General features: G+C 59.7%; 26 protein-coding genes. 5 read left to right on the top strand and 21 right to left on the bottom strand.

Translation table 11 applies throughout. From position 1 onward, the window contains the following. Positions 1–7: 7 nt before the first annotated feature. Complete coding sequence (locus IDM28_RS22920; protein ID WP_101322818.1) at positions 8–1768, bottom strand: cation:proton antiporter; 1761 nt, start codon at positions 1766–1768, stop codon at positions 8–10. Between the two features lie 375 nt (positions 1769–2143). On the opposite strand from IDM28_RS22920, the gene IDM28_RS22915 reads away from it, so the two are divergent. Beyond that, positions 2144–2629, top strand: a complete 486-nt coding sequence (locus IDM28_RS22915; RefSeq protein ID WP_101322816.1) for an acyl-CoA thioesterase — start codon at positions 2144–2146, stop codon at positions 2627–2629. Here the strand turns inward: IDM28_RS22915 and pdxY are convergent. After that, positions 2626–3498 carry a pyridoxal kinase PdxY gene (gene pdxY, locus IDM28_RS22910; protein WP_188036932.1) on the bottom strand — a complete coding sequence of 291 codons (873 nt, stop codon included), beginning with the start codon at positions 3496–3498 and terminating at the stop codon, positions 2626–2628. The genes IDM28_RS22915 and pdxY overlap by 4 nt on opposite strands. 120 nt (positions 3499–3618) lie before the next feature. Here pdxY and IDM28_RS22905 point away from each other — a divergent pair, with 120 nt between their 5' ends. Beyond that, positions 3619–4020: a DUF3301 domain-containing protein gene (locus IDM28_RS22905; protein ID WP_150570353.1), complete on the top strand. Its 402-nt coding sequence runs from the start codon at positions 3619–3621 to the stop codon at positions 4018–4020. On the opposite strand, the gene IDM28_RS22900 is transcribed toward IDM28_RS22905, so the two are convergent. Continuing rightward, positions 4011–4985, bottom strand: coding sequence for a CobW family GTP-binding protein (locus IDM28_RS22900; RefSeq protein WP_188036931.1), 975 nt, complete (start codon positions 4983–4985; stop codon positions 4011–4013). The two genes, IDM28_RS22905 and IDM28_RS22900, sit on opposite strands and share 10 nt — an antisense overlap. A 121-nt stretch (positions 4986–5106) precedes the next feature. Continuing rightward, positions 5107–6315, bottom strand: coding sequence for a zinc metallochaperone GTPase ZigA (zigA, locus tag IDM28_RS22895; protein WP_188036930.1), 1209 nt, complete (start codon positions 6313–6315; stop codon positions 5107–5109). 112 nt (positions 6316–6427) lie between these two features. On the opposite strand from zigA, the gene folE2 reads away from it, so the two are divergent. Continuing rightward, positions 6428–7306 carry a GTP cyclohydrolase FolE2 gene (gene folE2 / locus IDM28_RS22890; RefSeq protein ID WP_188036929.1) on the top strand — a complete coding sequence of 293 codons (879 nt, stop codon included), beginning with the start codon at positions 6428–6430 and terminating at the stop codon, positions 7304–7306. A gap of 43 nt (positions 7307–7349) precedes the next feature. On the opposite strand, the gene IDM28_RS22885 is transcribed toward folE2, so the two are convergent. After that, entirely contained in the window at positions 7350–7883 is a 534-nt protein-coding gene (locus IDM28_RS22885; protein WP_101322810.1) for a DUF3617 domain-containing protein, read from the bottom strand. Between the two features lie 130 nt (positions 7884–8013). Here IDM28_RS22885 and cls point away from each other — a divergent pair, with 130 nt between their 5' ends. Next, complete coding sequence (cls, locus tag IDM28_RS22880) at positions 8014–9453, top strand: cardiolipin synthase (RefSeq protein ID WP_188036928.1); 1440 nt, start codon at positions 8014–8016, stop codon at positions 9451–9453. Positions 9454–9459: 6 nt separating this feature from the next. Here the strand turns inward: cls and cfaB are convergent, their stop codons facing one another. The 3 genes from cfaB to pobA all read right to left on the bottom strand — a co-directional run bounded on the left by cfaB (position 9460) and on the right by pobA (position 12702). Continuing rightward, positions 9460–10644: a C17 cyclopropane fatty acid synthase CfaB gene (gene cfaB, locus IDM28_RS22875; RefSeq protein WP_188036927.1), complete on the bottom strand. Its 1185-nt coding sequence runs from the start codon at positions 10642–10644 to the stop codon at positions 9460–9462. 86 nt (positions 10645–10730) lie between these two features. Next, positions 10731–11456, bottom strand: a complete 726-nt coding sequence (locus IDM28_RS22870; RefSeq protein WP_150570330.1) for a transporter substrate-binding domain-containing protein — start codon at positions 11454–11456, stop codon at positions 10731–10733. A gap of 61 nt (positions 11457–11517) precedes the next feature. Beyond that, positions 11518–12702, bottom strand: a complete 1185-nt coding sequence (gene pobA, locus IDM28_RS22865; protein WP_188036926.1) for a 4-hydroxybenzoate 3-monooxygenase — start codon at positions 12700–12702, stop codon at positions 11518–11520. Between the two features lie 131 nt (positions 12703–12833). On the opposite strand from pobA, the gene IDM28_RS22860 reads away from it, so the two are divergent. Continuing rightward, positions 12834–13703, top strand: a complete 870-nt coding sequence (locus tag IDM28_RS22860) for a helix-turn-helix domain-containing protein (RefSeq protein WP_101322805.1) — start codon at positions 12834–12836, stop codon at positions 13701–13703. A 5-nt stretch (positions 13704–13708) separates the two neighbouring features. Here IDM28_RS22860 and IDM28_RS22855 read toward each other — a convergent pair whose 3' ends face one another. The 13 genes from IDM28_RS22855 to atpB all read right to left on the bottom strand — a co-directional run bounded on the left by IDM28_RS22855 (position 13709) and on the right by atpB (position 26138). Beyond that, positions 13709–14185 (bottom strand): DUF1348 family protein, encoded by a 477-nt coding sequence (locus IDM28_RS22855; RefSeq protein WP_150570327.1) that lies wholly within the window; start codon positions 14183–14185, stop codon positions 13709–13711. Positions 14186–14245: 60 nt separating this feature from the next. Next, positions 14246–14815, bottom strand: a complete 570-nt coding sequence (locus tag IDM28_RS22850; protein WP_188036925.1) for a TetR/AcrR family transcriptional regulator — start codon at positions 14813–14815, stop codon at positions 14246–14248. Positions 14816–15171: 356 nt separating this feature from the next. Next, positions 15172–17007, bottom strand: coding sequence for a glutamine--fructose-6-phosphate transaminase (isomerizing) (gene glmS / locus IDM28_RS22845; RefSeq protein WP_181088479.1), 1836 nt, complete (start codon positions 17005–17007; stop codon positions 15172–15174). A 1-nt stretch (position 17008) separates the two neighbouring features. Then, complete coding sequence (locus tag IDM28_RS22840) at positions 17009–17785, bottom strand: DeoR/GlpR family DNA-binding transcription regulator (RefSeq protein ID WP_188036924.1); 777 nt, start codon at positions 17783–17785, stop codon at positions 17009–17011. Between the two features lie 172 nt (positions 17786–17957). After that, the gene (gene glmU / locus IDM28_RS22835) at positions 17958–19325 is read right to left on the bottom strand and encodes a bifunctional UDP-N-acetylglucosamine diphosphorylase/glucosamine-1-phosphate N-acetyltransferase GlmU (RefSeq protein ID WP_188036923.1); all 1368 of its coding nucleotides are present in this window, start codon (positions 19323–19325) and stop codon (positions 17958–17960) included. A 120-nt stretch (positions 19326–19445) separates the two neighbouring features. Next, positions 19446–19865 (bottom strand): F0F1 ATP synthase subunit epsilon, encoded by a 420-nt coding sequence (locus tag IDM28_RS22830; protein WP_101322799.1) that lies wholly within the window; start codon positions 19863–19865, stop codon positions 19446–19448. A gap of 44 nt (positions 19866–19909) precedes the next feature. Continuing rightward, positions 19910–21286 carry a F0F1 ATP synthase subunit beta gene (gene atpD, locus IDM28_RS22825; protein ID WP_101322798.1) on the bottom strand — a complete coding sequence of 459 codons (1377 nt, stop codon included), beginning with the start codon at positions 21284–21286 and terminating at the stop codon, positions 19910–19912. Between the two features lie 27 nt (positions 21287–21313). After that, on the bottom strand, positions 21314–22174 hold the full coding sequence (atpG, locus tag IDM28_RS22820) for a F0F1 ATP synthase subunit gamma (RefSeq protein ID WP_101322797.1): 861 nt from the start codon (positions 22172–22174) through the stop codon (positions 21314–21316). 48 nt (positions 22175–22222) lie between these two features. Further along, positions 22223–23767, bottom strand: a complete 1545-nt coding sequence (gene atpA / locus IDM28_RS22815) for a F0F1 ATP synthase subunit alpha (protein WP_101322796.1) — start codon at positions 23765–23767, stop codon at positions 22223–22225. Between the two features lie 21 nt (positions 23768–23788). Next, a complete protein-coding gene (locus IDM28_RS22810; protein WP_101322795.1) occupies positions 23789–24325 on the bottom strand; it encodes a F0F1 ATP synthase subunit delta in 537 nt (178 codons plus the stop codon). Positions 24326–24337: 12 nt separating this feature from the next. Beyond that, entirely contained in the window at positions 24338–24808 is a 471-nt protein-coding gene (locus IDM28_RS22805) for a F0F1 ATP synthase subunit B (protein WP_101322794.1), read from the bottom strand. Between the two features lie 58 nt (positions 24809–24866). Further along, positions 24867–25124 (bottom strand): F0F1 ATP synthase subunit C, encoded by a 258-nt coding sequence (atpE, locus tag IDM28_RS22800; RefSeq protein ID WP_002555987.1) that lies wholly within the window; start codon positions 25122–25124, stop codon positions 24867–24869. Positions 25125–25268: 144 nt separating this feature from the next. Further along, complete coding sequence (atpB, locus tag IDM28_RS22795; protein ID WP_101322793.1) at positions 25269–26138, bottom strand: F0F1 ATP synthase subunit A; 870 nt, start codon at positions 26136–26138, stop codon at positions 25269–25271. Positions 26139–26141 lie beyond the last annotated feature (3 nt).

Below are 26141 nucleotides of genomic sequence, written 5' to 3'. Positions count from 1 at the left end.
TTGAATGTCAGTGGGCCTGATCGCGGTTGTTTTCCAGGGTTTCGAGCAGAGCGATCTGCATCCGCGTGTGCACGCGGATGAACCAACGCCACAGTACCGCGACGACCACCGCAGCAACCACCACGATCACCAGCAGCAGCTCATTGGTCGGCAAGATACTCGCCGACAACGCCGACAGCAGCAGGAAGATCACCAGCAGTGACAACAACGGGATAACCTCGGCGATCACCCGCCGGACCCGCTGCGTATGCCGCCCGGCCATCTCTGGCTTGACCCCCATCTCCGCCAATAGCATCGACAGCGCCTTGAGCTTGCGGTACGCCGCAATCAGGAACGGCAGCGACAGCAACAGCGCGGCGCCCCAGATCAGCGCCTTCTGCTGGCTGACATCGCCCAGCCACTCGCTCAGCCACAGGCCGATCCGCTCGGCAAAGTAGCCCCCGGTAAAGAAGATCGCGATCACCAACGCCAGGTTGACTCCAACCTGCAGCAGGATGCGCCGGATCATCGCCGCGAGCATGGCGCCCTCACCTTGCGGCTGAATGCTGCGCAGCCATTCGCCATACAGCGACAGCACCCGCGACAGCCGGCTGGGCATGATCTGGCCGAGCTTGATCGACAGCGGATCAGCCGCCCGAATCAGATACGGCGTAAGCAAGGTAGTAATCGCCGAGACCGCTACCGCCACCGGATAGAGGAAGTCGCTGGTGACCTGCAAGGTCATGCCCAGCGCGGCGATGATGAACGAGAACTCGCCAATCTGCGACAGGCCCATGCCGACCCGCAGCGAGGTACGCCCATCGTTGCCGGCAATGAACGCACCCATGCCGCACGAGAGCATCTTGCCCAGCACCACGGCAAAGGTGATCACCACAATCGGCCAGGCGTAGTCGACCAACACCTGCGGGTCGATCATCAGGCCGATGGCCACGAAGAAGATCGCGCTGAACATGTCGCGTACCGGCTCGATCAAGCGTTCGATCTTCAGCAGTTGCCGCGACTCGGCCATGATCGCACCGATCAGGAAGGCACCGAGGACCATGCTGTACTCGAGCTTGACCACCAGCAGGCAGAAGCCGAAGCAGAGCCCCAGCACGGTGATCAGGAGCATCTCGTTGCTTTCGAACTTGGCCACGTAGGCCAGCAGCCGCGGCACCAGCAGAATGCCGATGACCAACGCCACGATCATGAACAGCGACAGCTTGCCGACTGTGGAGAAGACTTCGCCAGAGCTTACCGAGCCGCTGACGGCGATACCCGAGAGCAAGGCGATGATGCCGATACCGAGGATGTCCTCGACGATCAGCACGCCGAAGATCAGCTGCGCGAAGCGCTCGTTCTTCATCTTCAGGTCATTGAGGGCTTTTACTATGATGGTGGTCGAGGAAATCGCCAGGATCGCGCCGAGGAACAGCGAGTCCATGGTGTTCCAACCAAACCAGCGGCCGATTTCGAAACCGATCCAGATCATCAGGACGATTTCCAGGAAGGCCGCGATAAATGCCGTGGCACCCACCTTGAACAACTTGCGCAGGCTGAACTCAAGGCCTAGGCAGAACATCAGGAAGATCACCCCAAGCTCGGCCAGGGTCTTGATCGTGTCTTCGTCGTGAATGAGGCCAAATGGTGGGGTGTGCGGGCCGATGATAAAGCCGGCAACGATGTAACCCAGGACCACCGGCTGTTTCAACCGATGAAAGAGGATGGTGACCACGCCCGCCACCAACATGATTACGGCAAGATCCTGGATGAAGCTTATGGCATGCATGGCGTGCTACTCCTTGTTCACGGTGCCAGAGCAGACCGCTCCTCCGCTGAGGCGAGCCTGAGCGGGCAGCAAGTACATACTGTGATTAAAGCGGGAAAGCCCATGTTGCATGGGCCGACTCAGGTTACCATCGCGCCCGGACGCAAAACGTCTGCGCAATATGCAGAAACAGATCGGTTGATGTGCTGCTGCACGTTTTGTGATGTGAGCTCTGACCGCTGCCCGGGTGTGGTGCACAACACCGCTGACGGCCCATGCGCGTGACGACGGAGCGCTCTGCGGCGTCCCGTATCTAGATCGGAAATTCAACAGGGGTACCAAGAAGTGTCTGCAGATACCGGCCCCGATTCAGCGCAACCTCACCGTGAGCACTCTATGGAACCTGGAAACGCCCAGCTGACTATGACCGTCCTGATGACCCCGGACATGGCCAACTTCTCCGGCAACGTACACGGCGGCACCTTGCTCAAATACCTCGACGAGGTGGCCTATGCGTGCGCCAGCCGTTATGCGGGGACGTATGTAGTGACCCTGTCGGTCGATCAGGTAGTGTTCCGCGAGCCTGTGCATGTCGGTGAGCTGGTGACGTTCATGGCATCGGTCAACTACACCGGCAATACGTCGATGGAAGTCGGCATCAAAGTGGTGACCGAGAACATTCGTGAGCGCTCCGTTCGCCACTCCAACAGCTGCTTCTTCACCATGGTGGCGGTGGATGACAATCGCCGGCCAGTCCCGGTCCCGGCGCGCCTGCCGCAAAGCAGCGAAGAAAAACGCCGCTTCCTCCAAGGAAAACAGCGCCGGCAGATTCGTCAGGAGCTGGAAAAACGCTACCAGGACCTGAAAACCGACTCGATTTAAACGCTCAGGCGCTGCGCTTCGAAACGCACCCGCGGATGGGCAATGCGATCCTGGGCTCGCACCAGCTGCAGTTCGTAGCTGGCGCAGGCTTGGGTTTCCAGCAGCACCTCATGGACAGCCGCTGCGGTGTATTCAAACGCTTGCAGCCAGCTGTCGCCCAGCAGCACGCGAGCCAGGAACAGCCCTGAGGTGAGGTCACCGACGCCAACCGGCTGGCGTGGGAAGCACAGCAGCGGCCGGCGCAGGTGCCAGCAGTCTTCGCCGGTTACCAGCAGCATTTCGAAAGAATCTTCGGCGCGGCCGGGATAGCTCAGGTGCTTGACCAGCACCACCTGCGGCCCGCGGGCGAGCAGGTTGCGCGCCATGGCCACGCAATCTTCCAGCGACTGCGCCTTGCGCCCGCTGAAGCTGTCCAGCTCAAGCTGGTTAGGGCAGAGAATATCGGCCCTGGCCGCGGCCTGTTGCAGAAGGAACTCGCTGACCTCGGCCGGCACGCTGCAGCCCTTCTCGGCATGGCCCATGACCGGGTCGCACAGATACAGCGCCTTTGGGTTGACCGCCTTGATCCGCTCGACGCCTGCCAGAATCGCCCGTCCCTGCTCGGCGCTGCCCAGATACCCGGACAACACCGCATCGCAGTTGCCCAGCTCGCCGATGTTGGCAATGCCTTCCACCAACGCAGGAATTTGCGCTGGAGCAAGCACTTCTCCGGCCCACTGGCCATACTGAGTATGGTTGGAGAACTGCACCGTGTTCAGCGGCCAGACATTCACGCCTATGCGCTGCATGGGAAACACCGCGGCGCTGTTTCCGGCGTGGCCGAAGACCACATGGGATTGGATCGCGAGCAAGTGCGGCGTGCGTTTCATGCAGAGGTTTCCAAAACTGATTTCAAGATAAGAACGTCGCGCAGTATGAACCCGATTGCCACCTGTACGACAGGCCAGGGACGCAGTTAAGCTGGATCTACCTGTTTGGAGCATATGCAAATGTTGACCCTGGAGAACCTCTTCTTCCTGATGCTGCTGGCCAGCGGCGGCGCCTGGCTGTGGCATAACCACGGGCTGCGCGAGAAAGCCCTCGAGCGGGTCAAACAGCATTGCGCCAAACTCGACCTGGAGCTGCTGGACGAGGCCGTAGCGCTCAAGCGTATTGGCTTTGTCCGCGACGCCAACGGCCGCAAGCGCCTGGCGCGGATCTACAACTTCGAGTTCACCGTGACGGGCGAGCAGCGCCATCCGGGTACGGTCACACAGTTTGGTGCACACACCATGCAGATCGAACTGGCGCCCTACCCGTTCGAAATCAAACCGGCGCCGCGCAGCGACAACGTGATCGAGATGCAGCAGTGGCGCCAGGAGCACAACCGCTGGAGCAACGATCAGCGCTGAATACGGCAGTCGGTCATGGCCTGCTGCAGCGCAGCTATAGGCTGCTCTTGCTCGAAGATCAGCTCCAGCCGTGAATCCTTGCGCCATTCGCTGCGCTGCCAACTCAAGGCGCCGTCAGCTAGCCCGTTGAACGACTGCCAGCCAGTTGTGCTGTGGATAACTCCTTTGGCTCTGAGCCAGGCCGTGGTGCTCAGAAAATGCTCGATGCGGCCTTGTTCGAAGCATTGGGATGGATGCCAGCGCCAGCCACAGCTCCAACCACCTTCGCCTTTTTTAGCGGCAAACAATGGCTTGTCGCTACTTGTCCACAACGAGGCGGCTGGCTGGAGATAGTTGTCCTCAGGCAACGGCGCAACCGTCAAAGCATGCGTCGGGCCTGTGGAAAACTGTAAAAGTTCTGCGATCGTCAGCCGTCCTTGTTCGGTCCAGAAAGCGGGTTTGCCCGATAACTGCGCGGTTATCGCCAGCCGCTGAGGGTTATCCACAGCGTCGGCCTTGTTGATTATCAACAGCTCCGCTGCCGCCAGCGCTTGTTGCTGCGCCTCTGCCAAGCGCTCTCCCCTGACCAATGCTGACGCATCCAGTACCATCATCAGTGGCTGCAACTGCAGTATGCCGGCCCAGGGCGCCTGGCTTAGCTGCTGCAACAGCTGCAACGGATGACCCAGGCCGGACGGCTCAATAAACAGCCGGTCCGGGCGAGCTTTGCGCAGCAGCCGACCCAGCCCAACCTGAAACGGCACGCCATTGACGCAGCACAAGCAGCCACCGGCAACCTCAGCGATGGCAACGCCGTCTTCGTCACGGTGCAACAGCGCAGCGTCCAGGCCAATCTGACCAAACTCGTTGACCAGCACTGCCCAGCGCTCATTGGCAGGCCTTTGCGCAAGCAAATGGCCAATCAGGCTGGTCTTGCCGGCGCCTAGAGGGCCGGCAACAATGTGGGTGGGGATGTTCTTGAGCATGTCGATGGATCTGCGCACAGCGAGGCAAAGCGGCCCCGTAACCGGAAGCGTCCACTATGCCCCGCCCGCTCAGGCAGTCAAGGCCAGCCTGCGTATCGTGAGGTTATCCACAGGCATCGTTTTACGCTGCCATACCCTCATGCCACGCGCCGAACGGGTCTGAATATTTCAGCCACGCGTCAGAACCAGCGGCCATCTCCTCATCGGTTAATAGGCACGCATCCAGCGCTGTGGATAACTGTGCAAAGTCGATGTTCTGCCCGATGAATACCAGTTCCTGACGGCAATCACCGGCTTCCTCACTCCAGTGACCCAGGATCGCAGCCTTGCTGGCGTCGTCCTGCGGCCACTGGTCCTCCGGCACAAAACACCACCAGCGCCCCGCATAGCTGTAGCGCATCATGCCGCCCGCCTGCGACCAACTACCCGCCTCCTGATACTTGCTGGCAAGCCAGAAGAAGCCTTTCGAGCGCAGCAGTCGGCCGTTGGTCCATGGCTTGTGGATAAAGTCGAAGAACCGCTGCGGGTGCAGTGGCCGACGCGCCTGCCAGGAACTTGCGGCGATGCCGTATTCCTCGGTCTCTGGTACGTGCTCGCCGCGCAGCTCCTGCAGCCAGCCGGGTGCCTGCGCTGCCTGCTCGAAGTCGAACAGCCCGGTGTCGAGAATCTGCGCCAGCGGCACTTGGCCCATCACCATCGGCACGATTTGCGCGCGGGCATTGAGGCTACGCAGGATCGCCATCAGCTCGTTGCGCTGGTCCTGGCCGATCAGGTCGATCTTGCTCAGCAGCAGCACATCGGCGAACTCGATCTGCTCGATCAGAAGGTCACTGATCGAACGCTCATCGTCTTCGCCCAGCGTCTCACCGCGGCTGGCCAAGGTATCTGCGGCCTGGAAGTCGTGCTGAAAATTCAACCCGTCAACCACGGTCACCATGGTGTCGAGCCGGGCCAGGTCAGACAGGCTCCGACCTTGTTCATCGCGGAAGGTGAAGGTCTCGGCGACCGGTAGCGGTTCGGAGATGCCGGTCGACTCGATCAGCAGGTAATCGAAGCGGCCGTCCTCGGCCAGCCGGGCCACTTCTTCGAGCAGGTCTTCGCGCAGGGTGCAGCAGATGCAGCCGTTGCTCATCTCGATGAGTTTTTCCTCGGCGCGGTTGAGGCTGACGTTGCGCTGTACTTCGCTGGCATCGATGTTGATTTCGCTCATGTCGTTGACGATGACGGCGACGCGCAGGTTATCGCGGTTGCGCAGCACATGATTGAGCAAGGTGCTTTTGCCTGCGCCAAGAAAGCCAGACAGCACGGTGACGGGGAGACGGGTGGACATGGCAAACCTCATCAGGCGAACGCATTCGAAACGATGCATTTGCTTAATGTTATATTATAACAATACAATTTGGCCAACCCGTCCTGCGAATAATCTCTCCCGGAAGCCACCCATGATCCTGCCCGATATTGCTGCACAGATGGACGCACAGGCCCTGCCGCTGGATTGGGTCGGCATGCAAGGCATCGCGCTGCCCGTGACCATCGAGGGGCACCGGGTGAGTGCTCGCGCCAGCGCAGGTGTCAATCTGGTTGATGGACGCTCGCGCGGTATCCACATGTCGCGCTTGTACCTGGCATTGCAAAGCCTTGAGCAGGACGAACTGTCGCCTCTTGTCTTGCGCCGCCTGCTCAGCGAGTTCCTCGACACCCACGAAGGCCTGTCTACAGCCGCTCATTGCAGTCTGAGTTTTGATTATCTGGTCAATCGACCTGCGTTGATCAGCTCGCTAGCCGGCTGGAAGAGCTATCCAATAACCGTTGATGCGTCGATCAAAAACGAAATGTTCCACGTGGAACTATTTGTGCGGATTGCCTATTCCTCGACATGCCCATGTTCCGCTGCGCTGGCGCGTCAGCTCATTCAGCAGCAGTTCCTGGATGATTTCGCTGGTGTGGAACTGGAGCAAGAGGCAGTGCTTGCCTGGCTCGGCAGCAGTGAAGGCATCGTCGCCACACCGCACAGCCAGCGCAGCGAAGCACACATCAAGGTGAGGTTAGCCACGAGCGACGACACAATGCCTTTCAGAGTGCTGATAGATAGCACGGAGGCAGCACTGGGCACTGCGGTGCAGACAGCAGTGAAGCGCGCCGATGAGCAGGCCTTTGCTTTAGCCAATGGGCAGAACCTGATGTTCTGCGAAGATGCTGCCCGCCGCCTGCATGTAGCGATGCAGGCGCTGCCTTGGGCAAATGGATTCAGCGTAAAGGTCGAGCACGCAGAGAGCCTGCATGCGCACGATGCGGTAGCCGTCAGCGAATGGCGCTGGTGAAACAGCAACCGGCTGCTGGGGCAGCCGGTTGCAACAATAGCGCTTAGCCGCCCACCCGTGGCTTGACCGTGCCACAGTCGCTACCCAGCCACAGCGCGCGGGTATTCATGCTGCCCTTCTGTTCCACACCCGAAGCATTGAAGGTGCCGTTGACCTTGGTGGTGAATTCGCGGTCACTGAGGAACGTCGCTTCACCCTGACCCTGCGCTTTCGGGCAGCTGAATTCAAACTTCCAGACCTTGCCGGTGCGGTCAGTGATCTTCTGGGTGCAACCGGACTTGGGGTCCTGCAGCGGAATATCGTCGGTCTTGACCTGCTCCGGTGTCAGGCACGAGCGCACGCCATTGCCACCAACGGTAATACCTTGCTTAGCCAGCACGCCTTCCATCATCGCCCGTTGCTCAGGCGGCAGGTTCTTCAGCTGACCAAGCATGAAGCCCATGTCGGGCAGCGCTTTGCCATCGACCTGCATGTCGCTGGTGGTCAGCTCCCACAGCCCAGGCTGGAGCATTTGTGCGTGGACCAACGGGCTGGTCAGACCCACGACCAGGGCGAACAGGGGCAGGCGGATGTTCATCAATAAATGCTCCTTGGCATAACCGGGCAACTGGCCGGACTCAGCTTAGACGTCAAATTTGTCAGTCGGTTGCACGCTACACTAGACCCGTGGTCTGTTATCAGTAGTGTTCTCAGCAAGCAGGATGCACATGGATTACCACAGCCCCTATTTCTTCGGTTACGTGATTGGCTTCACTCATTTATTGGGGATGGTAGCTGCTCTGCATGCCGTGCTCACCGTGCGCACTGCCCAGGGCGCAATTGCTTGGGCGATGCCATTGCTGTTCATCCCATATCTGGCATTGATCCCTTATCTAGTCTTCGGCGCCCGCTCGTTCAACGCCTATATCAAGGCGCGCCGTCAGGCCAACCAGGAAATGCACGTGGCGATGGCCAACCTGAACTGGCGGCCATGGGTTGAAGAAGCATTGGCGGCGCGCGAGTCGGACAGTTACAAGGCCCTGCGCGCCATGCCCAAGCTGGGTCGCATGCCGTGCCTGGCGAACAACCAGGTCAAGCTGCTGATCAATGGCCGGGCTACCTTTGACGCGATCTTTGCTGCGATCGACAAAGCGCGGCAAGCGGTGCTGGTCCAGTTTTTCATCATCCACGACGACATCATCGGCCGCGAGCTACAGCAGTTGCTGCTGCGCAAGGCTGGCGAGGGTGTGCAGGTTTTCGTCCTCTACGACCGCATCGGCAGCCACACGCTGCCTGCCAGCTACGTGAAGGCGCTGCGCGATGGCGGTGTGCAAGTAAAGGCTTTCGCCACCCGTGGCGGCTGGTTCAACCGCTTTCAGGTCAACTTCCGCAACCACCGCAAGATCGTCGTGGCCGATGGTGAAGTCGGCTTTATCGGTGGGCATAACGTCGGCGATGAATACCTGGGCGGCAACCCGCAGCTGTCCCCTTGGCGCGATACCCATGTCCAGATCAACGGCCCGGCCGTGGCCTGCCTGCAGGAGTCATTTGCCGAGGACTGGTACTGGGCAACGCGCGAGCTGTCGCCGCTGATTCTGCAGGACAACTACCCGGACAACGGCGTGCTCTGCCAGCTGCTGGCGAGCGGCCCGGCTGATCCCCAGGAAACCTGCTCGCTGTTCTTCGTCGAGGCTATCCATTCGGCGGTGCACCGGGTGTGGATAACCACGCCCTACTTCATCCCCGACGAGGCCGTGTTTGCCGCATTGCGCCTGGCTGTGATGCGCGGCGTGGACGTGCGCGTGCTGATTCCGGCGCGACCGGACCACCGCGTGGTCTACGCTGCTTCCAGCCTGTTTGCCTTCGAAGCGGTGCGCGCCGGCGTACGCATGTTCCGCTACCAGCCAGGCTTCCTGCATCAGAAGGTGGTGTTGGTTGACGATGAGGTCAGCGCCATTGGCAGCGCCAACCTGGACAACCGCTCGTTCCGGCTGAATTTCGAAATCACCCTGCTGACCGTTGACCGGGCGTTTGCCGATCAGGTCGAGGCGATGTTGCAGGAGGACTTCTCCCACGCCAAGGAGATCACTGCCGAGGACAGCCGCGATACCCATCGCCTGCAACAGCTTGGGATGCGTATCGCTCGGCTGATATCTCCGGTGCTCTGAGGGCGCTCAGCGATACAGATCTTCGCGCGTCCATGGCAGATCGTGGTGGCCATCGGCATAGGGTTTGACCGCGAGGATCTGGTGCAGGTTGATCCAGCCCTTGCTGAAAGCATAGGCACACCCCGCCAGATACAGCCGCCAGATACGCAGAGTCTTGGCCGGCACTATCGCCGCTGCCCGGTGCAGCTGGTGCTCGAGGTTTTCACTCCACTGATGCAGGGTCCTCGCGTAATGCAAGCGCAGGCTCTCGACATCCACCACCTCGAGCCCGGCGGTGCAGATGCTGCTACTGATCATTGACAGGTGCGGCAGCTCGCCATTGGGGAACACGTAACGGTCGATGAACGCGCCCGCCCCTCTGCCCACCGGTCGGCCATCCACATGCCGCGCCGTGATGCCATGATTCATCACCACCCCACCCTCACGCACGGCGCCGAACAACGTCTGGCAATACAGGTCGAGGTTGGCATGGCCGACATGCTCGAACATACCGACACTGACCACCTTGTCGAAGCGTCCGTCCTGCGGCAGATCGCGATAGTCGAGGATCTGCAGATCGACCCGCTTGGTCAGCCCCTCCTCCTTGACCCGCTGGCGCGCCAGCCTGAGCTGCTCCTTGCTCAAGGTGATGCCGAACACCTTGGCGCCATACTCACGCGCAGCGAAGCGCGCCAGCCCGCCCCAGCCACAGCCGACGTCCAGCAGGTAGTCGTCCTGCTGCAGGCGTAGCTTGCGACACAGGTGGTCGAACTTGTCTTGCTGGGCCTGATCGAGGGTGTTGTCCGGCTCCTTGAAGTAGGCGCACGAGTAGGCCATGTCCTGGTCCAGCCACAGCTGGTAGAACTCATTAGACACATCGTAGTGGTAGGAGATGGCCTGCGCATCGGTGTGCTTGTCGTGCGCGGAGCGTACCGGTGCGGTGTCCTGCTGCCCCACCAGCAAGGCATCGCTGAGCTCATCGCAGACCCGGATCGCCTCGCCGATGTCGCCTTCCAACTCCAGCTTGCCTTCAACGAACGCAGTGCCCAGCTCACCCATGCTGGGGTGGCTGAGCTGGCTGATCAGTTGCGGTTCCTTGATCAGGATGGTGACCTGAGGGCTAGGCCCCAGATCGAACTGATTGCCATCCCAAAGCTTGAGACGCAAGGGTAAATGCAGCTGCTGCAGTGCGGGTGGAAGTTGCGCTTGCATGAAGAGTCCCCCGTGTGAAGTTCGGACGTCTTCGCAACAGGGTAGTACAGCTACTCAGCCAGGGAGCTGACGCTGGTCGGCCAGGGTCAGCGAGGCGCGCTGACGTCGGCCTGACCGCTCGCCAACAACGCCCCACGAACAAAGCCTTGCGCCAGGCATCGCTCGATGAACCCGCGAACGTATGCAGCGCCGGCATCCCTGCCGCGTGGCACTGCCATGGCCTGGCGAATAGCGGTAAACGCGCCGTCCATTACCCGGTACTCAGGGTTACCCAAGGCAAACTGCTCCAGCGGCTGACGCACCCCTGCCGCGGCATCCAGCCCATTGGCGATGAACAGATCCACGGCGGCAGGGGACGTGTCTGCACGCTCCAACTGCGCATGCTGCAGGGTACGGGACAGATACAGATCATAGGCCGCGCCCTTGCTCACAGCGATACGGGTTTGAGCCTGATCGAGCTCGTCCACGTGCTGCCAGGCTGAATCACGCTTGACTAGATAAGTACCTTCGATGAGCACATAGGGCTCGGTGAAATCGATCTGAGCGGCCCGCACCGGCTCGATCGCCAGGAACGCGACACGCCACAGGTCTTGGTCCAACGCCGCAAACACCTTGCCGGCGGCGTCGAAGCCGGTTATCTGCAATTCGACACCGAGTTCAGCGGCCAGCGCTTTGGCCAAGGCAACGGACACGCCCAAGGGTGTGCCATCAGCGCCCTGCTGGGCGAGGACCGGATTGCCGTAGTTGATCGCAACTCGCAGCGTTCCTTCGGGAGCAAGATCGGCTAATACTTCTGGGGTCATCCCGTGCATGTCAGGGTTCCGCTGCAATGGCTGGCTGGATTGCCGAGGGTATAGGAGTGGCGCCCATCATTCACTCCACCGCCTCGTACGGCAAGCCAACATAGTTCTCCGCAATCGTTTTACGCCCGGCTTCCGAGCTCACGAAGTATTCCAGTTCGGTCTGCTGCATGCGTTGGCTGAAGGCGTCGGTGCCGGGGAATTGATGCAACACCGAGGTCATCCACCAAGAGAAGCGTTCGGCCTTCCAGACTCGGCGCAGGCAGATCTGCGAGTAACGCTCGAGCAGGTCCTGGCGGCCTTCGTGGTAGTACTTGAGCAGGATTCGGTAAAGGGTGCTGACGTCGCTGGCGGCCAGGTTCAAGCCCTTGGCGCCGGTAGGCGGGACGATGTGGGCGGCATCCCCGACCAGGAACAGGTGGCCATACTGCATTGGCTCGACCACGAAGCTGCGCAGCGGCGCGATGCTTTTCTCGATGGAGGGGCCTGTAATCAGCTTGGCGGCAACGGCTTCGGGCAAACGGCTCTTGAGTTCGTCCCAGAAGCGCTGATCCGACCAGTCCTCGACCTTTTCATCGCTGGCGACCTGCACGTAGTAACGAGTGCGCGTGGGCGAGCGCATGCTGCACAGGGCAAAGCCGCGCTCGTGGCTGGCGTATATCAGTTCTTCGTTGACCGGCGGCGTATCGGCCAGAACGCCCAGCCAACCGAACGGATACACCCGCTCAAATTCCTTGAGCACGCCGTCCGGGATCGATTTGCGGGAAACGCCGTGATAGCCATCGCAGCCGGCGATCAGGTCGCAGTCGATGCGCACCTGGTTACCGTCCTGGATGAACGTGACGTAAGGCTTGTCGCCCTTCAACTCGTGCAGTTGCACATCGCTGGCGTCGTAGTAGGTAGGCGCACCACTGTGCCGGCGAGCCTGCATGAGATCGCGGGTGACCTCGGTCTGGCCATAGATCATCACGGTCTTGCCGCCAGTCAGTTCGCGCAGGTTGATGTGCTCGACACGACCATTGAAGGCCAGCTCGAAACCATCGTGCACCAGCCCTTCCTGATCCATCCGTGCACAAACACCCGCCTCGCGCAGCAGATCAACCATACCTTGCTCAAGCACGCCGGCGCGGATCCGGCCGAGGACATAGTCAGGGCTCTGGCGCTCGATGATCACGTTGTCGATACCGGCGTTTTGCAGCAGTTGGCCGAGCAGCAGTCCAGACGGACCCGCCCCGATAATGGCAATTTGAGTCTTCATTGTTCTTATCCTCATGAGCCGGGGCTCAGGGTTACGATTAGTCGTTCTGTATTTTTCGCAGATAGAGGTTCCATAAGAAGGCACTTTCTGCTTTATTTTTAGGACTTTTCGAGGATCTGCGGATATCGGCAATGGCGAACGTGAATGGTATCCCGGTGTTCAAGCTCTACGGCGAGACGTCCTGGCCGACGCCAGATCTGATCCACTGCGAGTCGATTCCTGAGCGCAGTCGTCTGCATGACTGGGAAATCAAGACCCACCGCCACGGCGATCTGGCGCAATTGCTCTACGTGCAGGCTGGGCAGGCCCGAGTCCTGGTCGAAGATGTCGAACAGCAAGTGAGCGGTGGTGCCTTACAGATCGTTCCGGTGATGAGCATTCACGGGTTTCGCTTTTCCGAGGACATCCAAGGCTATGTGATCAGCCTGGCCAAGCCGGTACTCGACCGCTTTGCGCCGCTGCTCGAAGGCAAGCCAATGGCTGAGGCACACTGCTACCTGGCTGGCGAAGACCGAGCCTACCTGGAGCAGTTGTTCGCCCAGTTGACCGAGGAATACGTATTGCGCCGACCGGAGCGCGACTTGATGTTGCAGTCGCTGCTGTGTGCCCTGCTGGTATGGATCTCACGGCGTGCTCGCGAGCGTGCTCAGCACATCGCGAAACCCCGTGAGCGCGGGATGCAGCACCTTGATCATCTGGCGCAGCTGATAGAAAAGCACTTCCGTGAACACCAGCAGATTGATGACTACGCCCGGCAGATCGGCGTCAGCACTGCCCACCTCAATGCGCTGTGTCGGCAACTTGCCGGCCAGTCTGCGCTGCAACTGGTCAACCAGCGGGTAATCCTCGAGGCCAAGCGCAACCTGGTCTACACCTCAATGACCATCGGCCAGGTGGCCGACAGTCTGGGCTTTGCCGAACAGGCTTACTTTTCGCGCTTCTTCAAGCGGGCTACCGGGCTGACGCCGAAGGAATTCCGGCTGCAACGCCGGGAAGTTTAGATGCTTTACAGGCCAAGCTCGGTCAGGCCTGGGTGATCATCCGGGCGGCGGCCCAGTGGCCAGTGGAACTTGCGCTCGCTTTCCTTGATAGGCATGTCGTTAATGCTGGCGAAACGACGATGCATCAGGCCATCCGATTCGAACTCCCAGTTCTCGTTACCGTAGGAGCGGAACCAGTTACCTGAGTCATCATGCCACTCATACGCGTAGCGAACGGCGATGCGATTATCGGTAAAGGCCCAGAGCTCCTTGATCAGGCGATAATCGAGTTCTTTTTTCCACTTGCGGGTGAGAAAGCCTTTGGCTTCTTCGCGATTGGCGGCAAATTCAACACGGTTACGCCATTTGGTATCCAGCGTGTAGGCGAGCGAGACTTTCTCGGCATCCCGGCTGTTCCAACCGTCTTCAGCCAGTCGAACTTTTTCAATCGCTGTTTCGCGAGTGAAAGGAGGAAGTGGCGGACGAGTTTGGGCATTGGACATGGTCGTGACTCCAGTCGAGCAGGATAGATAAGTTTGAGTTGTTTCTCTGCAGCTCAAGCGTTAGGGCGTGAACTCTTTCAGCAACATCCGCGCAACGTCCTTTGCATCATCAGCAGCGTGATAATCACCCATAACTCGCGCCATGGTGATTGCGCCTTCCATCAACACCAGTAACTGCCTGGCTAACACCAACGGTTGCTCGGTGTTCAATTGCTCGGTCAGTTCAAGCGTGTAGTCCAGGAGCTTTTGCTTGTGCAGCTTTGCGAGCTGGCGGATGGGATCATCGGGATTCCCAACCTCGCCTGCTGTATTGATGAAGGCACAGCCACAAAAACCCTCGGATTCGAACCAGCCCTTCAAAACAGAGAACATAGTAAGCACACGGTCATACGGCGTAGACGCTTTGTCGCACTCTGTTCTAAACCATTGCATCCATCGCACATCGCGCGCACTCAGCGCCGCAGCGGCCACCTCATCCTTGGTAGCGAAATGGTTGTAGATGCCCTTGCGGGACACGCCAGAGGTCTTCACCAGTAGATCCATGCCTGTGGCATGAATACCGTTCTGGTAAATGAGTTTCTCGGCGGTTGCGAGGATCTGGTCTCGATGATCTATCGTTGGTCTGCCCATGGATTAAATGTAGAACGATCGTTCTCCACATTCAAGCAGCAACTGCTGAATTTTCGAATAGATGAGTGAGCGCTGGGGAAAGCCAAGTAGCCGGCATATCACAGTTAGGGGCTGAGGATGGCGGTGATATCGGTGTTGGCGGCAACATGCCCGCGGTTGTAGCGATGAAGGCAAGGGATCAGGCTGCGAGCCAATCGCAACCGGAGCAGCCTTGTTGCCCCGGTTGTGTTCCCACTAACTATCCGCTGGCGGCGTACAGATCTACTCTGGATCGCGGCCGAGTGGTGTATCCGGGAGGGCGTTTATCTCGCGTCAGCCATATTGCATGGCCAACCAACCGCCCTCCCAGCTTCACATCACTCCACCGTAACCGACTTAGCCAAGTTCCGCGGCTGGTCGACATCAGTCCCCTTCAACACCGCCACGTAGTACGACAGTAACTGCAGCGGGATGGTGTAGAGAATCGGCGCCAGCGCGTCGGCGATGTGCGGCACGTTGATCACGTGAATGCCTTCTGCATTGCTCATGCCGGCGTGCTCATCGGCAAACACCACCAGCTCACCACCGCGGGCGCGGACTTCCTGCAGGTTAGACTTGAGCTTCTCCAGCAGTTCGTTGTTCGGCGCGACGGTGACTACCGGCATGTCGGCGTCTACCAGCGCCAGCGGGCCGTGCTTGAGCTCGCCAGCTGGGTAGGCTTCAGCGTGGATGTAGGAGATTTCCTTGAGCTTGAGCGCACCTTCCATGGCTACCGGGTACTGCGCGCCGCGGCCGAGGAACAGGGTGTGGTGCTTGTCGGCGAACAGCTCGGCGATCTTCTCGACCACGCCGTCCATCGCCAGCGCTTCGCCCAGGCGAGTCGGCAGGCGGCGCAGCTCTTCGACCAGCTCTGCTTCTACACCGGCTTCGAGGGTGCCACGTACGCGGCCGAGGGCCAGGGTGAGCAGCATCAGCGAGACCAGCTGGGTGGTGAAGGCCTTGGTCGAGGCAACGCCGATTTCCGGGCCAGCCAGGGTCAGCAAGGTCAGGTCGGACTCGCGCACCAGCGAGCTGATGCCGACGTTGCAGATGGCCAGGCTGCCAAGGAAGCCGAGCTCCTTGGCGTTGCGCAGGGCGGCCAAGGTGTCGGCAGTTTCGCCCGACTGGGAAATCGACACGAACAGGGTGTCTGGCTGCACTACGACCTTGCGGTAGCGGAACTCGCTGGCGACTTCGACCTGGCAAGGGATGCCGGCCAGGCTTTCCAGCCAGTAACGGGCGACCATACCGGCGTGGTAGCTGGTGCCGCAGGCAACGATCTGCACATTGCGTACTTTGGCGAACAGCTCGGCAGCTTGTGGACCGAAGGCTTGCACCAGCACATGGTCACCGCCCAGGCGGCCTTCGAGAGTGCGCTGCACCACCGCTGGCTGCTCGTGGATTTCCTTGAGCATGAAGTGGCGATAAGTGCCTTTGTCGGCTGCTTCAGCGCCTTCGTGGTACTGCACGGTTTCGCGTTGCACCTGTGCGCCGGCCTGGTCCCAGATGGTGATCTGGTCGCGGCGGATTTCGGCGATGTCGCCCTCCTCCAGGTACATGAAGCGGTCGGTGACCTGGCGCAGGGCCAACTGGTCGGAGGCGAGGAAGTTTTCGCCGTGGCCGAGGCCGATCACCAGCGGGCTGCCGCTGCGTGCGGCGACCAGGCGGTCCGGCTGCTTGATGCTGATCAGCGCCAGGCCGTAGGCACCATGCAGGCGCTTGACCGCCGCCTTGAGGGCATCGGCCAGGTCTGGTGTGCTTTTGAGGGTGTGATGAATCAGGTGGACGATGACTTCGGTGTCGGTCTGCGAGGCAAATACGTAACCCAGGCTTTTGAGCTCTTCGCGCAGCTCTTCGTGGTTTTCGATGATGCCGTTGTGCACCACCGCCAGTTCATCGCTGGAGAAATGCGGGTGGGCATTCTGCTCGGTCGGCGCGCCGTGGGTGGCCCAGCGGGTGTGGGCAATGCCCAGCTTGCCGGCAAGGGGCTCGGCGGCGACGGCGGCATCCAGCTCGCTGACCTTGCCGATGCGGCGGCGGCGTTGCAGCGCGCCGTTCTCGGTCAGCACAGCCAAGCCAGCGCTGTCGTAGCCACGGTACTCGAGGCGCTTGAGGCCTTCGATCAGAATGGTCGTGATATTACGTTCAGCAACGGCACCAACGATTCCACACATATTATTGCTCCTGGCTGATCGCGGCGCAGATCAGGTTAATGCCGCGGGCTTTGAATGCTTCGCGCGCCGCCATGGGCAGGCGCTCGTCTGTAATAAGGGTACTGATGCTGCTCCACGGCAGCTCCAGGTTAGGGATCTTGCGTCCGACCTTGTCCGACTCGACCATCACGATCACTTCGCGGGCAACTTCGGCCATCACGCGGCTCAAACCGAGCAGCTCGTTGAAGGTGGTGGTGCCACGCTGCAGGTCGATTCCATCGGCGCCGATGAACAACTGGTCGAAATCGTACGAGCGCAGTACCTGCTCGGCGACCTGGCCCTGGAACGACTCCGAATGCGGGTCCCAGGTGCCTCCGGTCATCAACAGCACCGGCTCGTGTTCAAGGTCACTGATGGCGCGGGCTACGTTGAGCGAGTTGGTCATCAACACCAGGCCGGGCTGGCGGCCCAGCTCGGGGATCATGGCGGCGGTGGTACTGCCGCTGTCGATGATGATCCGGGCGTGCTCGCGGATCCGCTCCACGGCGGCGCGAGCGATGGCCTGCTTGTACAGGGATACGGGTTGCACAGTTTCGGCCAGCAGCTCCTGCGGTACCGGTACCGCGCCGCCGTAGCGACGCAGCAGCAGGCCATTGCTCTCGAGCGCAGCCAGATCCTTGCGAATGGTCACCTCGGAGGTTTCGAAACGCTTGGCCAGGTTATCCACACTCACCTCGCCTTGCTCGCTGAGCAGGGCAAGGATGTTATGACGGCGCTGGGGGGTGTTTCGTTTCGACATGACAGATTAAGTTTCGATCCGAAAGATAAGTAGCCCAATCAAAACCTAACTCGGCGTCTTCGTCAAGCGCTCATGCGCCTGTGGGTAACTTTTGAAACGGATGTCACCTGCTGAAATAAGAAAGCCGACTTACTCACATAAGTCGGCTTTCTGATTAACGGCTGTGGATAAATCAGTTCTTGGTGATTTTCACAGGGCGCTTCCAGCCGTCGATATTGCGCTGACGGCTACGCGCGACTGCCAGCTGACCGGCCTCGACGTTTTGATTGATGGTCGAACCGGCCGCAGTAGTGGCGCCGTCCAGGATATCCACAGGCGCGACCAGCGAGTTGTTCGAACCGATAAAGACGTCCGCGCCCAGCACTGTCTTGAATTTGTTGGCGCCATCGTAGTTGCAGGTGATGGTGCCGGCGCCAATATTGGTGCGTGCACCGACCTCAGCATCGCCCAGGTAGGTCAGGTGACCGACTTTGGCACCCTCGCCCAGATGAGCGTTCTTCAGCTCGACAAAGTTACCCACATGCGCTTTGGCATCCAGCACGCTGCCCGGGCGCAGGCGCGCAAACGGGCCAGCATCGCTGCCCTCGCCCAGCACCGCACCTTCGATATGGCTGTTGGCCTTGACCACAGCACCCTTGCGCAAGGTGCTGTTCTTGATCACACAGTTGGGGCCGATCTGCACGTCATCCTCGATCACCACCTTGCCTTCGAGAATCACGTTGACGTCGATCAGTACATCACGGCCGACCGTCACCTCGCCGCGCACATCGAAGCGGGCCGGATCACGCAGGGTCACGCCCAGCGCCATCAGGCGGCGACCTTCGCGCAGTTGGTAATGACGCTCGAGCTCGGACAGCTGGCGGCGGTCGTTGGCGCCCTGCACTTCCATGGCATCGTGCGGCTGCTCGGTAGCGACCACCAGGCCGTCTGCCACAGCCATGGCAATGACGTCGGTGAGGTAGTACTCGCCCTGGGCATTGTTGTTGGACAAACGACTCATCCAGTCGCTCAGGCGCGCAGCCGGCATCGCCAGGATTCCGGTGTTGCCCTCGGTGATCGCCTTCTGTGCCTCGCTGGCATCCTTGTGTTCGACGATCGCGGCAACCTGGCCCTGAGCATCGCGGACGATGCGGCCATAGCCGGTCGGGTCTTCCAGGTTGACGGTGAGCAGGCCCAATTGCTGTGGGCTGACCTGGGCCAGCAGGCGCTGCAGGGTTTCCACTTCAATCAGCGGCACATCGCCGTACAGCACCAGCACGGTGTCAGCGGTCAGCGCCGGGATGGCTTGAGCGACGGCATGGCCGGTGCCCAGTTGCTTGTCCTGCAGGACGAAGTTGAGGTCGTCTGCTGCCAGGCGTTCACGGACCAGCTCGGCACCGTGGCCGATCACCACATGAATGCCTTGCGGCTTAAGCTCGCGCGCGCTGTGGATAACATGGCCGAGCATGGAATTGCCAGCAACCGGGTGCAGCACTTTAGGCAGTGCCGAACGCATGCGGGTGCCTTGGCCTGCGGCGAGAATAACGATATCGAGTGACATTGACTGGCTACCAATCCGGGGCGGTCAGCGCTGTGACCGAAGAGAAATTTCGGAAAAAGAAAAAGGGTAGCCGAGGCTACCCTTTTACTCAATCGCAACGGAAGCGTCGGCCTGGGCCGATTACTTCCCTTTGCGCATCTGTTGGACGGTACGCAGCTGAGCTGCGGCCTCGGCCAGACGCGCGGCAGCAGCGCCGTAGTCGAAATCAGCGCTTTTGCTGTTCAGGGCGTTCTCGGCAGCCTTGAGGGCTGCTTGGGCCTGAGCTTCGTCCAGGTCGCCAGCACGTTGCACGGTATCGGCAAGCACCTTGACCATGTTCGGCTGGACCTCGAGGAAACCACCAGAGATGTAGAACACCTCTTGGGTGCCACCCTGCTTGGTCAGCGTGATCGGGCCTGGCTTGAGATTGGTGATCAGCGGCGCGTGGCCCGGAGCGATACCAAGATCACCCAGGTTACCGTGCGCAACTACCATCTCGACCAGACCGGAGAAAATCTCTCCTTCTGCGCTGACGATATCGCAATGGACTGTCATAGCCATCTGCTTGCCTCAACCTGATTGGCGCCCCTTGCGGGGCACCGGGATTACAGTTTCTTGGCTTTCTCAACAGCTTCTTCGATGCTGCCGACCATGTAGAACGCTTGTTCTGGCAGGTGGTCGTAGTCACCTTTGAGGATGCCGCTGAAGCCTGCGATGGTGTCTTTCAGGGAAACGTATTTGCCTGGAGAACCGGTGAAGACTTCGGCCACGAAGAACGGCTGGGACAAGAAGCGCTGAATCTTACGAGCGCGGGATACCAGCTGCTTGTCTGTTTCGGACAGTTCGTCCATACCCAGAATCGCAATGATGTCCTTCAGCTCTTTGTAGCGCTGCAGCACGTACTGAACGCCGCGAGCGGTATCGTAGTGCTCGTTGCCGATCACGTTCGGATCCAGCTGGCGCGAAGTCGAGTCGAGTGGATCGACCGCTGGGTAGATACCCAGGGAGGCGATGTCACGGGACAGAACGACGGTGGCGTCCAAGTGGGCGAAGGTGGTCGCTGGCGACGGGTCGGTCAAGTCGTCCGCAGGCACGTATACGGCCTGGATCGAGGTGATCGAACCTTCCTTGGTCGAAGTGATGCGCTCTTGCAGTACGCCCATCTCTTCAGCCAGGGTCGGCTGGTAACCTACTGCCGAAGGCATACGGCCCAGCAGTGCGGATACTTCAGTACCGGCCAAGGTGTAACGATAGATGTTGTCGACGAACAGCAGAACGTCGTTACCTTCGTCACGGAACTTCTCGGCCATGGTCAGGCCGGTCAGCGCTACGCGCAGACGGTTGCCTGGTGGCTCGTTCATCTGACCGTAGACCAAGGCTACTTTGTCGAGAACGTTGGAGTCCTTCATCTCGTGGTAGAAGTCGTTACCCTCACGAGTACGCTCACCCACACCGGCGAACACGGAATAACCGCTGTGCTCGATGGCGATGTTACGGATCAGTTCCATCATGTTTACGGTCTTGCCGACACCGGCACCACCGAACAGACCAACCTTACCACCCTTGGCGAACGGGCAAACCAGGTCGATAACCTTGATGCCGGTTTCGAGCAGGTCGTTGCCGCCTGCCTGGTCAGCGAAGGAAGGTGCGTCGCGGTGAATACCCCAACGCTCTTCTTCGCCGATCGGGCCAGCTTCGTCGATCGGGTTGCCGAGCACGTCCATGATCCGGCCCAGAGTCGCTTTACCGACCGGGACAGAGATGGCAGCGCCGCTGTCGACTACAGCCAGACCGCGCTTCAAGCCTTCGGTCGAGCCCATCGCAATAGTACGAACCACGCCGTCGCCCAGCTGCTGCTGAACTTCCAGGGTGGTTTCCGCGCCTTGAACTTTCAGCGCGTTGTAAACACTCGGTACGCCGTCACGTGGGAATTCCACGTCGATGACGGCGCCGATGATCTGAACGATACGTCCGCTACTCATAGCTGGATCCTCTGAATTTTTGAACCGTTAAACCGCGGCAGCGCCGCCGACGATTTCCGAGATCTCCTGGGTGATCGCAGCCTGACGCGCCTTGTTGTAGATCAGCTGGAGGTCGCTGATCAGGTCACCGGCGTTGTCTGTGGCGTTTTTCATGGCGATCATCCGGGCAGCCTGTTCGGCCGCGTTGTTCTCGACCACCGCCTGGTAGACCTGCGACTCCACGTAACGCACCATCAAGCCGTCCAGCAGCTCTTTGGCATCGGGTTCGTAGAGGTAGTCCCAGTGGTGCTTGAGTTCTTGATCCGGGGTTGCCACCAACGGTACCAACTGCTCGACCGTCGGACTTTGCGTCATGGTATTGATGAACTTGTTCGATACCACCGAAAGGCGGTCGATACGGCCATCCAGGTAGGCGTCCAGCATGACCTTGACGGAACCGATCAGATCATTGATCGACGGTTCTTCGCCCAGATGGCTGATTGCAGCTACCACGTTGCCGCCAAAGATGCGGAAGAAAGTCGCACCCTTGCTACCGATCACGCACAGGTCGATTTCAACACCCTGCTCGCGATTGGCGTTCATGTCCTTGACCAGGGCCTTGAACAGGTTGGTATTCAAGCCACCGCACAGACCACGGTCACTGCTCACCACGATATAACCGACGCGCTTTACGGCACGTTCGATCATGAACGGGTGGCGGTATTCCGGGTTGGCGTTGGCCAGATGACCGATCACCTGGCGGATACGCTCCGCATAGGGACGGCTAGCAGCCATGCGCATTTGAGCCCTGCGCATTTTGCTGACCGCCACTTTTTCCATGGCGCTGGTAATCTTTTGCGTGCTTTTGATGCTCGCAATCTTACTGCGAATCTCTTTTGCGCCTGCCATGTATCACCTATCAGGTTAGCAAGCGGGGGCCGAAGCCCCCGCCGCGGCTTACCAGGTTTGGGTGGCCTTGAACTTCTCGATACCGGCTTTGATGCCCGAATCGATTTCGTCGTTGAAGTCACCCTTCACGTTGATCTTGGCCATCAAATCGGCGTGATCACGGTTGAAGTAGGCGATCAGCGCTTGTTCGAAGCTGCCAACCTTGGCGATTTCAACGTCGGTCAGGAACCCACGCTCAGCGGCATACAGCGACAGCGCCATGTCCGCGATGGACATTGGAGCGTATTGCTTCTGCTTCATCAGCTCGGTTACACGTTGACCGTGCTCGAGCTGCTTGCGGGTGGCTTCGTCCAGGTCAGATGCGAACTGGGCGAATGCAGCCAGTTCACGGTACTGAGCCAGGGCGGTACGGATGCCACCGGAGAGCTTCTTGATGATCTTGGTCTGAGCGGCACCACCTACGCGGGATACCGAAACACCGGCGTTCACTGCAGGGCGGATGCCCGAGTTGAACATGGCCGATTCCAGGAAGATCTGACCGTCGGTGATCGAGATCACGTTGGTCGGAACGAACGCGGAAACGTCGCCAGCCTGGGTTTCGATGATCGGCAGCGCGGTCAGGGAGCCGGTTTTGCCGGTCACTGCGCCGTTGGTGAACTTCTCTACGTACTCTTCGGAAACGCGCGATGCACGCTCCAGCAGACGGGAGTGGAGATAGAACACGTCGCCTGGGTATGCTTCGCGACCTGGTGGACGGCGCAGCAACAGGGAGATCTGACGGTAGGCAACAGCCTGCTTGGACAGGTCATCGTAGACGATCAGTGCGTCTTCGCCGCGGTCACGGAAGAACTCGCCCATGGTGCAGCCGGCATAAGGTGCCAGGAACTGCAGTGCGGCGGATTCCGAAGCACTGGCAACCACCACGATGGTGTTGGCCAGGGCGCCGTTTTCTTCCAGCTTGCGAACGATGTTGGCAACGGTCGAACGCTTCTGGCCGACAGCAACATAAACACAGAAAATACCGGAGTCTTTCTGGTTGATGATGGCGTCGATGGCCATTGCAGTTTTACCGATCTGACGGTCACCGATGATCAGCTCACGCTGGCCACGGCCGACAGGGATCATGGCGTCGACGGATTTGTAGCCAGTCTGTACAGGCTGGTCTACCGACTTACGCCAGATTACGCCTGGAGCAACTTTCTCGACCGCATCGGTCTCGGTGTTGCCCAGCGGGCCCTTGCCATCAATTGGGTTGCCCAGTGCGTCGACAACGCGACCCAGCAGTTCCTTACCAACCGGAACTTCGAGGATGCGGCCGGTGCACTTGGCGCTCATGCCTTCGGCGAGGGTGTCATAGGCACCCAGGACCACTGCACCTACGGAGTCTTGCTCCAGGTTCAGGGCCATGCCGTACACGCCACCCGGAAACTCGATCATTTCGCCGTACATAACGTCGGCCAGACCGTGAATCCGCACGATACCGTCAGAAACGCTGACGACGGTACCTTCGTTGCGGGCTTGAGAGGCTACATCGAGGTTATCGATGCGGCCCTTGATGATTTCACTTATTTCGGAAGGATTGAGTTGCTGCATTGCTCTGCTGCCCCTTCAAACTCAAGATTTCAATGCTTCGGCCAGTTTCGCGATTTTGCCGCGAACAGAGCCATCGATTACCAGGTCGCCGGCGCGGATGAGGACGCCGCCGATCAGGCTGGCATCCTCTGACGCGTGCAGGCGAACTTCCTGGCCGAGCCGTGCACTGAGAACCTTGGCGAGTTTGTCTTGCTGTTCTTGGTTCAACGCAAAAGCACTGGTGACTTCCACGTCCACGGATTTTTCCAGTTCGGCCTTGTACAGCTCGAACAGGTCGGCAATTTCCGGCAGGAGCAGGAGACGGCCATTTTCCGCGGCAACATGAATGAAATTCTGTGCCTGTGCATCAAACTTGTCACCGCACACGTCAATGAACGTGGCGGCCTTTTGTGCGCTCGTCAGTCGCGGGGCCTTGAGCAGGCGCTGCATGGTGTCGTCTTGCGACACAGCAGCAGCCAGGCCGAGCATGGCTGACCAATTGGCCAGTTGCTGATGGGCCTGGGCATGCTCAAAGGCAGCCTTAGCGTAAGGTCGGGCCAACGTGGTCAGTTCTGCCATGATCGCCCTCGCTTAAATTTCAGCGGCCAGTTTGTTAACCAGCTCCGCATGCGCGTTTTGATCGATTGTGGCCCCAAGGATCTTCTCAGCACCGCCAACAGCCAGGGCACCCACTTGGGCACGCAGGGCGTCTTTGACGCTGTTCAGTTCCTGTTCGATCTCGGCCTGAGCCTGAGCCTTCACACGGTCAGCTTCGACGCGGGCCTGGTCACGGGCTTCCTCGACAAGCTGAGCAGCGCGTTTCTTGGCCTGCTCAATGATTTCAGCTGCCTGTGCTTTAGCTTCACGCAGTTGCTGACCCGCTTTCTCTTGGGCCAGCTCCAGGTCGCGAGCTGCGCGGTTGGCAGCGTCCAAACCATCGGCAATCTTCTTTTGACGTTCTTGCAGAGCAGCGATGACCGGAGGCCAAACGTACTTCATGCAGAAAACAACAAAAATCAAGAAGGCAACGGATTGGCCAATCAGGGTTGCATTAATGTTCACGCCAACACCTCGCTCGGTCTTTGTTCATCACCAGCCATCAACTCGTAGGACGAGATGATTAGCCAGCGAGTTGACCAACGAACGGGTTTGCGAAGGTGAAGAACAGAGCAATACCAACACCGATCATGGTTACGGCGTCGAGCAGACCGGCAACGATGAACATTTTGACCTGCAGCATTGGAACCATCTCAGGCTGACGAGCAGCACCTTCGAGGAACTTGCCGCCCAGCAGGCCGAAACCAATGGCGGTGCCCAGTGCGCCCAGACCGATCAGCAGAGCAACAGCAATAGCGGTAAGACCAACTACAGTTTCCATCTTTCCTCCCGACTTTTACGTCGTATTGGTTAGGTTTTTTAGTTTGAAGCGGTAAAACGAATCGTTTGGTACAGCTGCCCTTGCGGACTTTTTCAGCCCTCCCCCCAGCCAGGCGGGGAAGGCTATCAGACACGCCAGGCGGTCTTAATGGTTATCTTCGTGCGCCATCGACAGGTAGACGATGGTCAGCATCATGAAGATGAATGCTTGCAGTGTGATGATCAGGATGTGGAACACAGCCCACGCCCATTGCAGCACCACGCCCAGGCCGCTGAGCCAGAGCAGGCCGCTGCCGAACATCACCGCGATCAGAATGAACACCAGCTCGCCGGCATACATGTTGCCGAACAGTCGCAGGGCCAGCGAGATCGGCTTGGCGATCAGGGTAACGAATTCCAGCAGGAAGTTGACCGGGATCAGCAGCGCCTGAACGAAGACGTTCTTGCTGCCGAACGGATGCAGGGTCAGTTCGCCGATGAAGCCGCCGATGCCCTTGACCTTGATGCTGTAGAAGATGATCAGCGCGAACACGCTCAGGGCCATGCCCAGAGTAGCGTTAGGGTCGGTAGTCGACACAGCGCGGAACGGGATGTGCGGGTCGCCCGAGATCAGGATCGCCAGTTGCGGGATCCAGTCAACCGGTACCAGGTCGATGGCGTTCATCAGGAACACCCAGACGAAGATAGTCAGCGCCAGCGGTGCAATCACCGGGCTACGACCGTGGAACGAGTCCTTCACGCTGCCGTGAACGAAATCGACCATCACTTCGACGAAGTTCTGCAGACCGCCAGGCTGGCCGGAAGTGGCCTTCTTGGCTGCCATGCGGAAGATGAACAGGAAGATCAGACCCAGTGCAACCGACCAGCCCAGGGTGTCCAGGTGGAATGCCCAGAAACCCATAGCCTTGGCTTCAGCAGCCGAATGGGCCAAGCCCCAGCTGCCGTCTGGTAGTTGACCGTAGGTCAGGTTCTGCAAGTGGTGCTGGATATAGCCCGAAGCGGTTTCTGCTGCCATGGT

Source organism: Pseudomonas sp. EZ-C24, from assembly GCF_014525325.1.
Taxonomy (GTDB): Bacteria; Pseudomonadota; Gammaproteobacteria; order Pseudomonadales; family Pseudomonadaceae; genus Aquipseudomonas; species Aquipseudomonas shirazensis.
This window is presented reverse-complemented; position numbering and strand designations above follow the sequence as displayed.

Coding starts and splice junctions, on each gene's coding strand:
- IDM28_RS22915 (WP_101322816.1), top strand. CDS start 2,144: ATGGAACCTGGAAACGCCCAGCTGACTATGACCGTCCTGATGACCCCG.
- IDM28_RS22850 (WP_188036925.1), bottom strand. CDS start 14,815: ATGGGCAGACCAACGATAGATCATCGAGACCAGATCCTCGCAACCGCC.
- folE2 (WP_188036929.1), top strand. CDS start 6,428: ATGATCCTGCCCGATATTGCTGCACAGATGGACGCACAGGCCCTGCCG.
- IDM28_RS22830 (WP_101322799.1), bottom strand. CDS start 19,865: ATGGCTATGACAGTCCATTGCGATATCGTCAGCGCAGAAGGAGAGATT.
- pobA (WP_188036926.1), bottom strand. CDS start 12,702: ATGAAGACTCAAATTGCCATTATCGGGGCGGGTCCGTCTGGACTGCTG.
- IDM28_RS22900 (WP_188036931.1), bottom strand. CDS start 4,985: ATGCTCAAGAACATCCCCACCCACATTGTTGCCGGCCCTCTAGGCGCC.
- cls (WP_188036928.1), top strand. CDS start 8,014: ATGGATTACCACAGCCCCTATTTCTTCGGTTACGTGATTGGCTTCACT.
- IDM28_RS22810 (WP_101322795.1), bottom strand. CDS start 24,325: ATGGCAGAACTGACCACGTTGGCCCGACCTTACGCTAAGGCTGCCTTT.
- IDM28_RS22860 (WP_101322805.1), top strand. CDS start 12,834: ATGGCGAACGTGAATGGTATCCCGGTGTTCAAGCTCTACGGCGAGACG.
- atpG (WP_101322797.1), bottom strand. CDS start 22,174: ATGGCAGGCGCAAAAGAGATTCGCAGTAAGATTGCGAGCATCAAAAGC.
- atpE (WP_002555987.1), bottom strand. CDS start 25,124: ATGGAAACTGTAGTTGGTCTTACCGCTATTGCTGTTGCTCTGCTGATC.
- glmU (WP_188036923.1), bottom strand. CDS start 19,325: ATGTCACTCGATATCGTTATTCTCGCCGCAGGCCAAGGCACCCGCATG.
- IDM28_RS22840 (WP_188036924.1), bottom strand. CDS start 17,785: ATGTCGAAACGAAACACCCCCCAGCGCCGTCATAACATCCTTGCCCTG.
- zigA (WP_188036930.1), bottom strand. CDS start 6,315: ATGTCCACCCGTCTCCCCGTCACCGTGCTGTCTGGCTTTCTTGGCGCA.
- atpD (WP_101322798.1), bottom strand. CDS start 21,286: ATGAGTAGCGGACGTATCGTTCAGATCATCGGCGCCGTCATCGACGTG.
- IDM28_RS22905 (WP_150570353.1), top strand. CDS start 3,619: ATGTTGACCCTGGAGAACCTCTTCTTCCTGATGCTGCTGGCCAGCGGC.
- glmS (WP_181088479.1), bottom strand. CDS start 17,007: ATGTGTGGAATCGTTGGTGCCGTTGCTGAACGTAATATCACGACCATT.
- pdxY (WP_188036932.1), bottom strand. CDS start 3,498: ATGAAACGCACGCCGCACTTGCTCGCGATCCAATCCCATGTGGTCTTC.
- cfaB (WP_188036927.1), bottom strand. CDS start 10,644: ATGCAAGCGCAACTTCCACCCGCACTGCAGCAGCTGCATTTACCCTTG.
- atpB (WP_101322793.1), bottom strand. CDS start 26,138: ATGGCAGCAGAAACCGCTTCGGGCTATATCCAGCACCACTTGCAGAAC.
- atpA (WP_101322796.1), bottom strand. CDS start 23,767: ATGCAGCAACTCAATCCTTCCGAAATAAGTGAAATCATCAAGGGCCGC.
- IDM28_RS22855 (WP_150570327.1), bottom strand. CDS start 14,185: ATGTCCAATGCCCAAACTCGTCCGCCACTTCCTCCTTTCACTCGCGAA.
- IDM28_RS22870 (WP_150570330.1), bottom strand. CDS start 11,456: ATGCACGGGATGACCCCAGAAGTATTAGCCGATCTTGCTCCCGAAGGA.
- IDM28_RS22885 (WP_101322810.1), bottom strand. CDS start 7,883: ATGAACATCCGCCTGCCCCTGTTCGCCCTGGTCGTGGGTCTGACCAGC.
- IDM28_RS22920 (WP_101322818.1), bottom strand. CDS start 1,768: ATGCATGCCATAAGCTTCATCCAGGATCTTGCCGTAATCATGTTGGTG.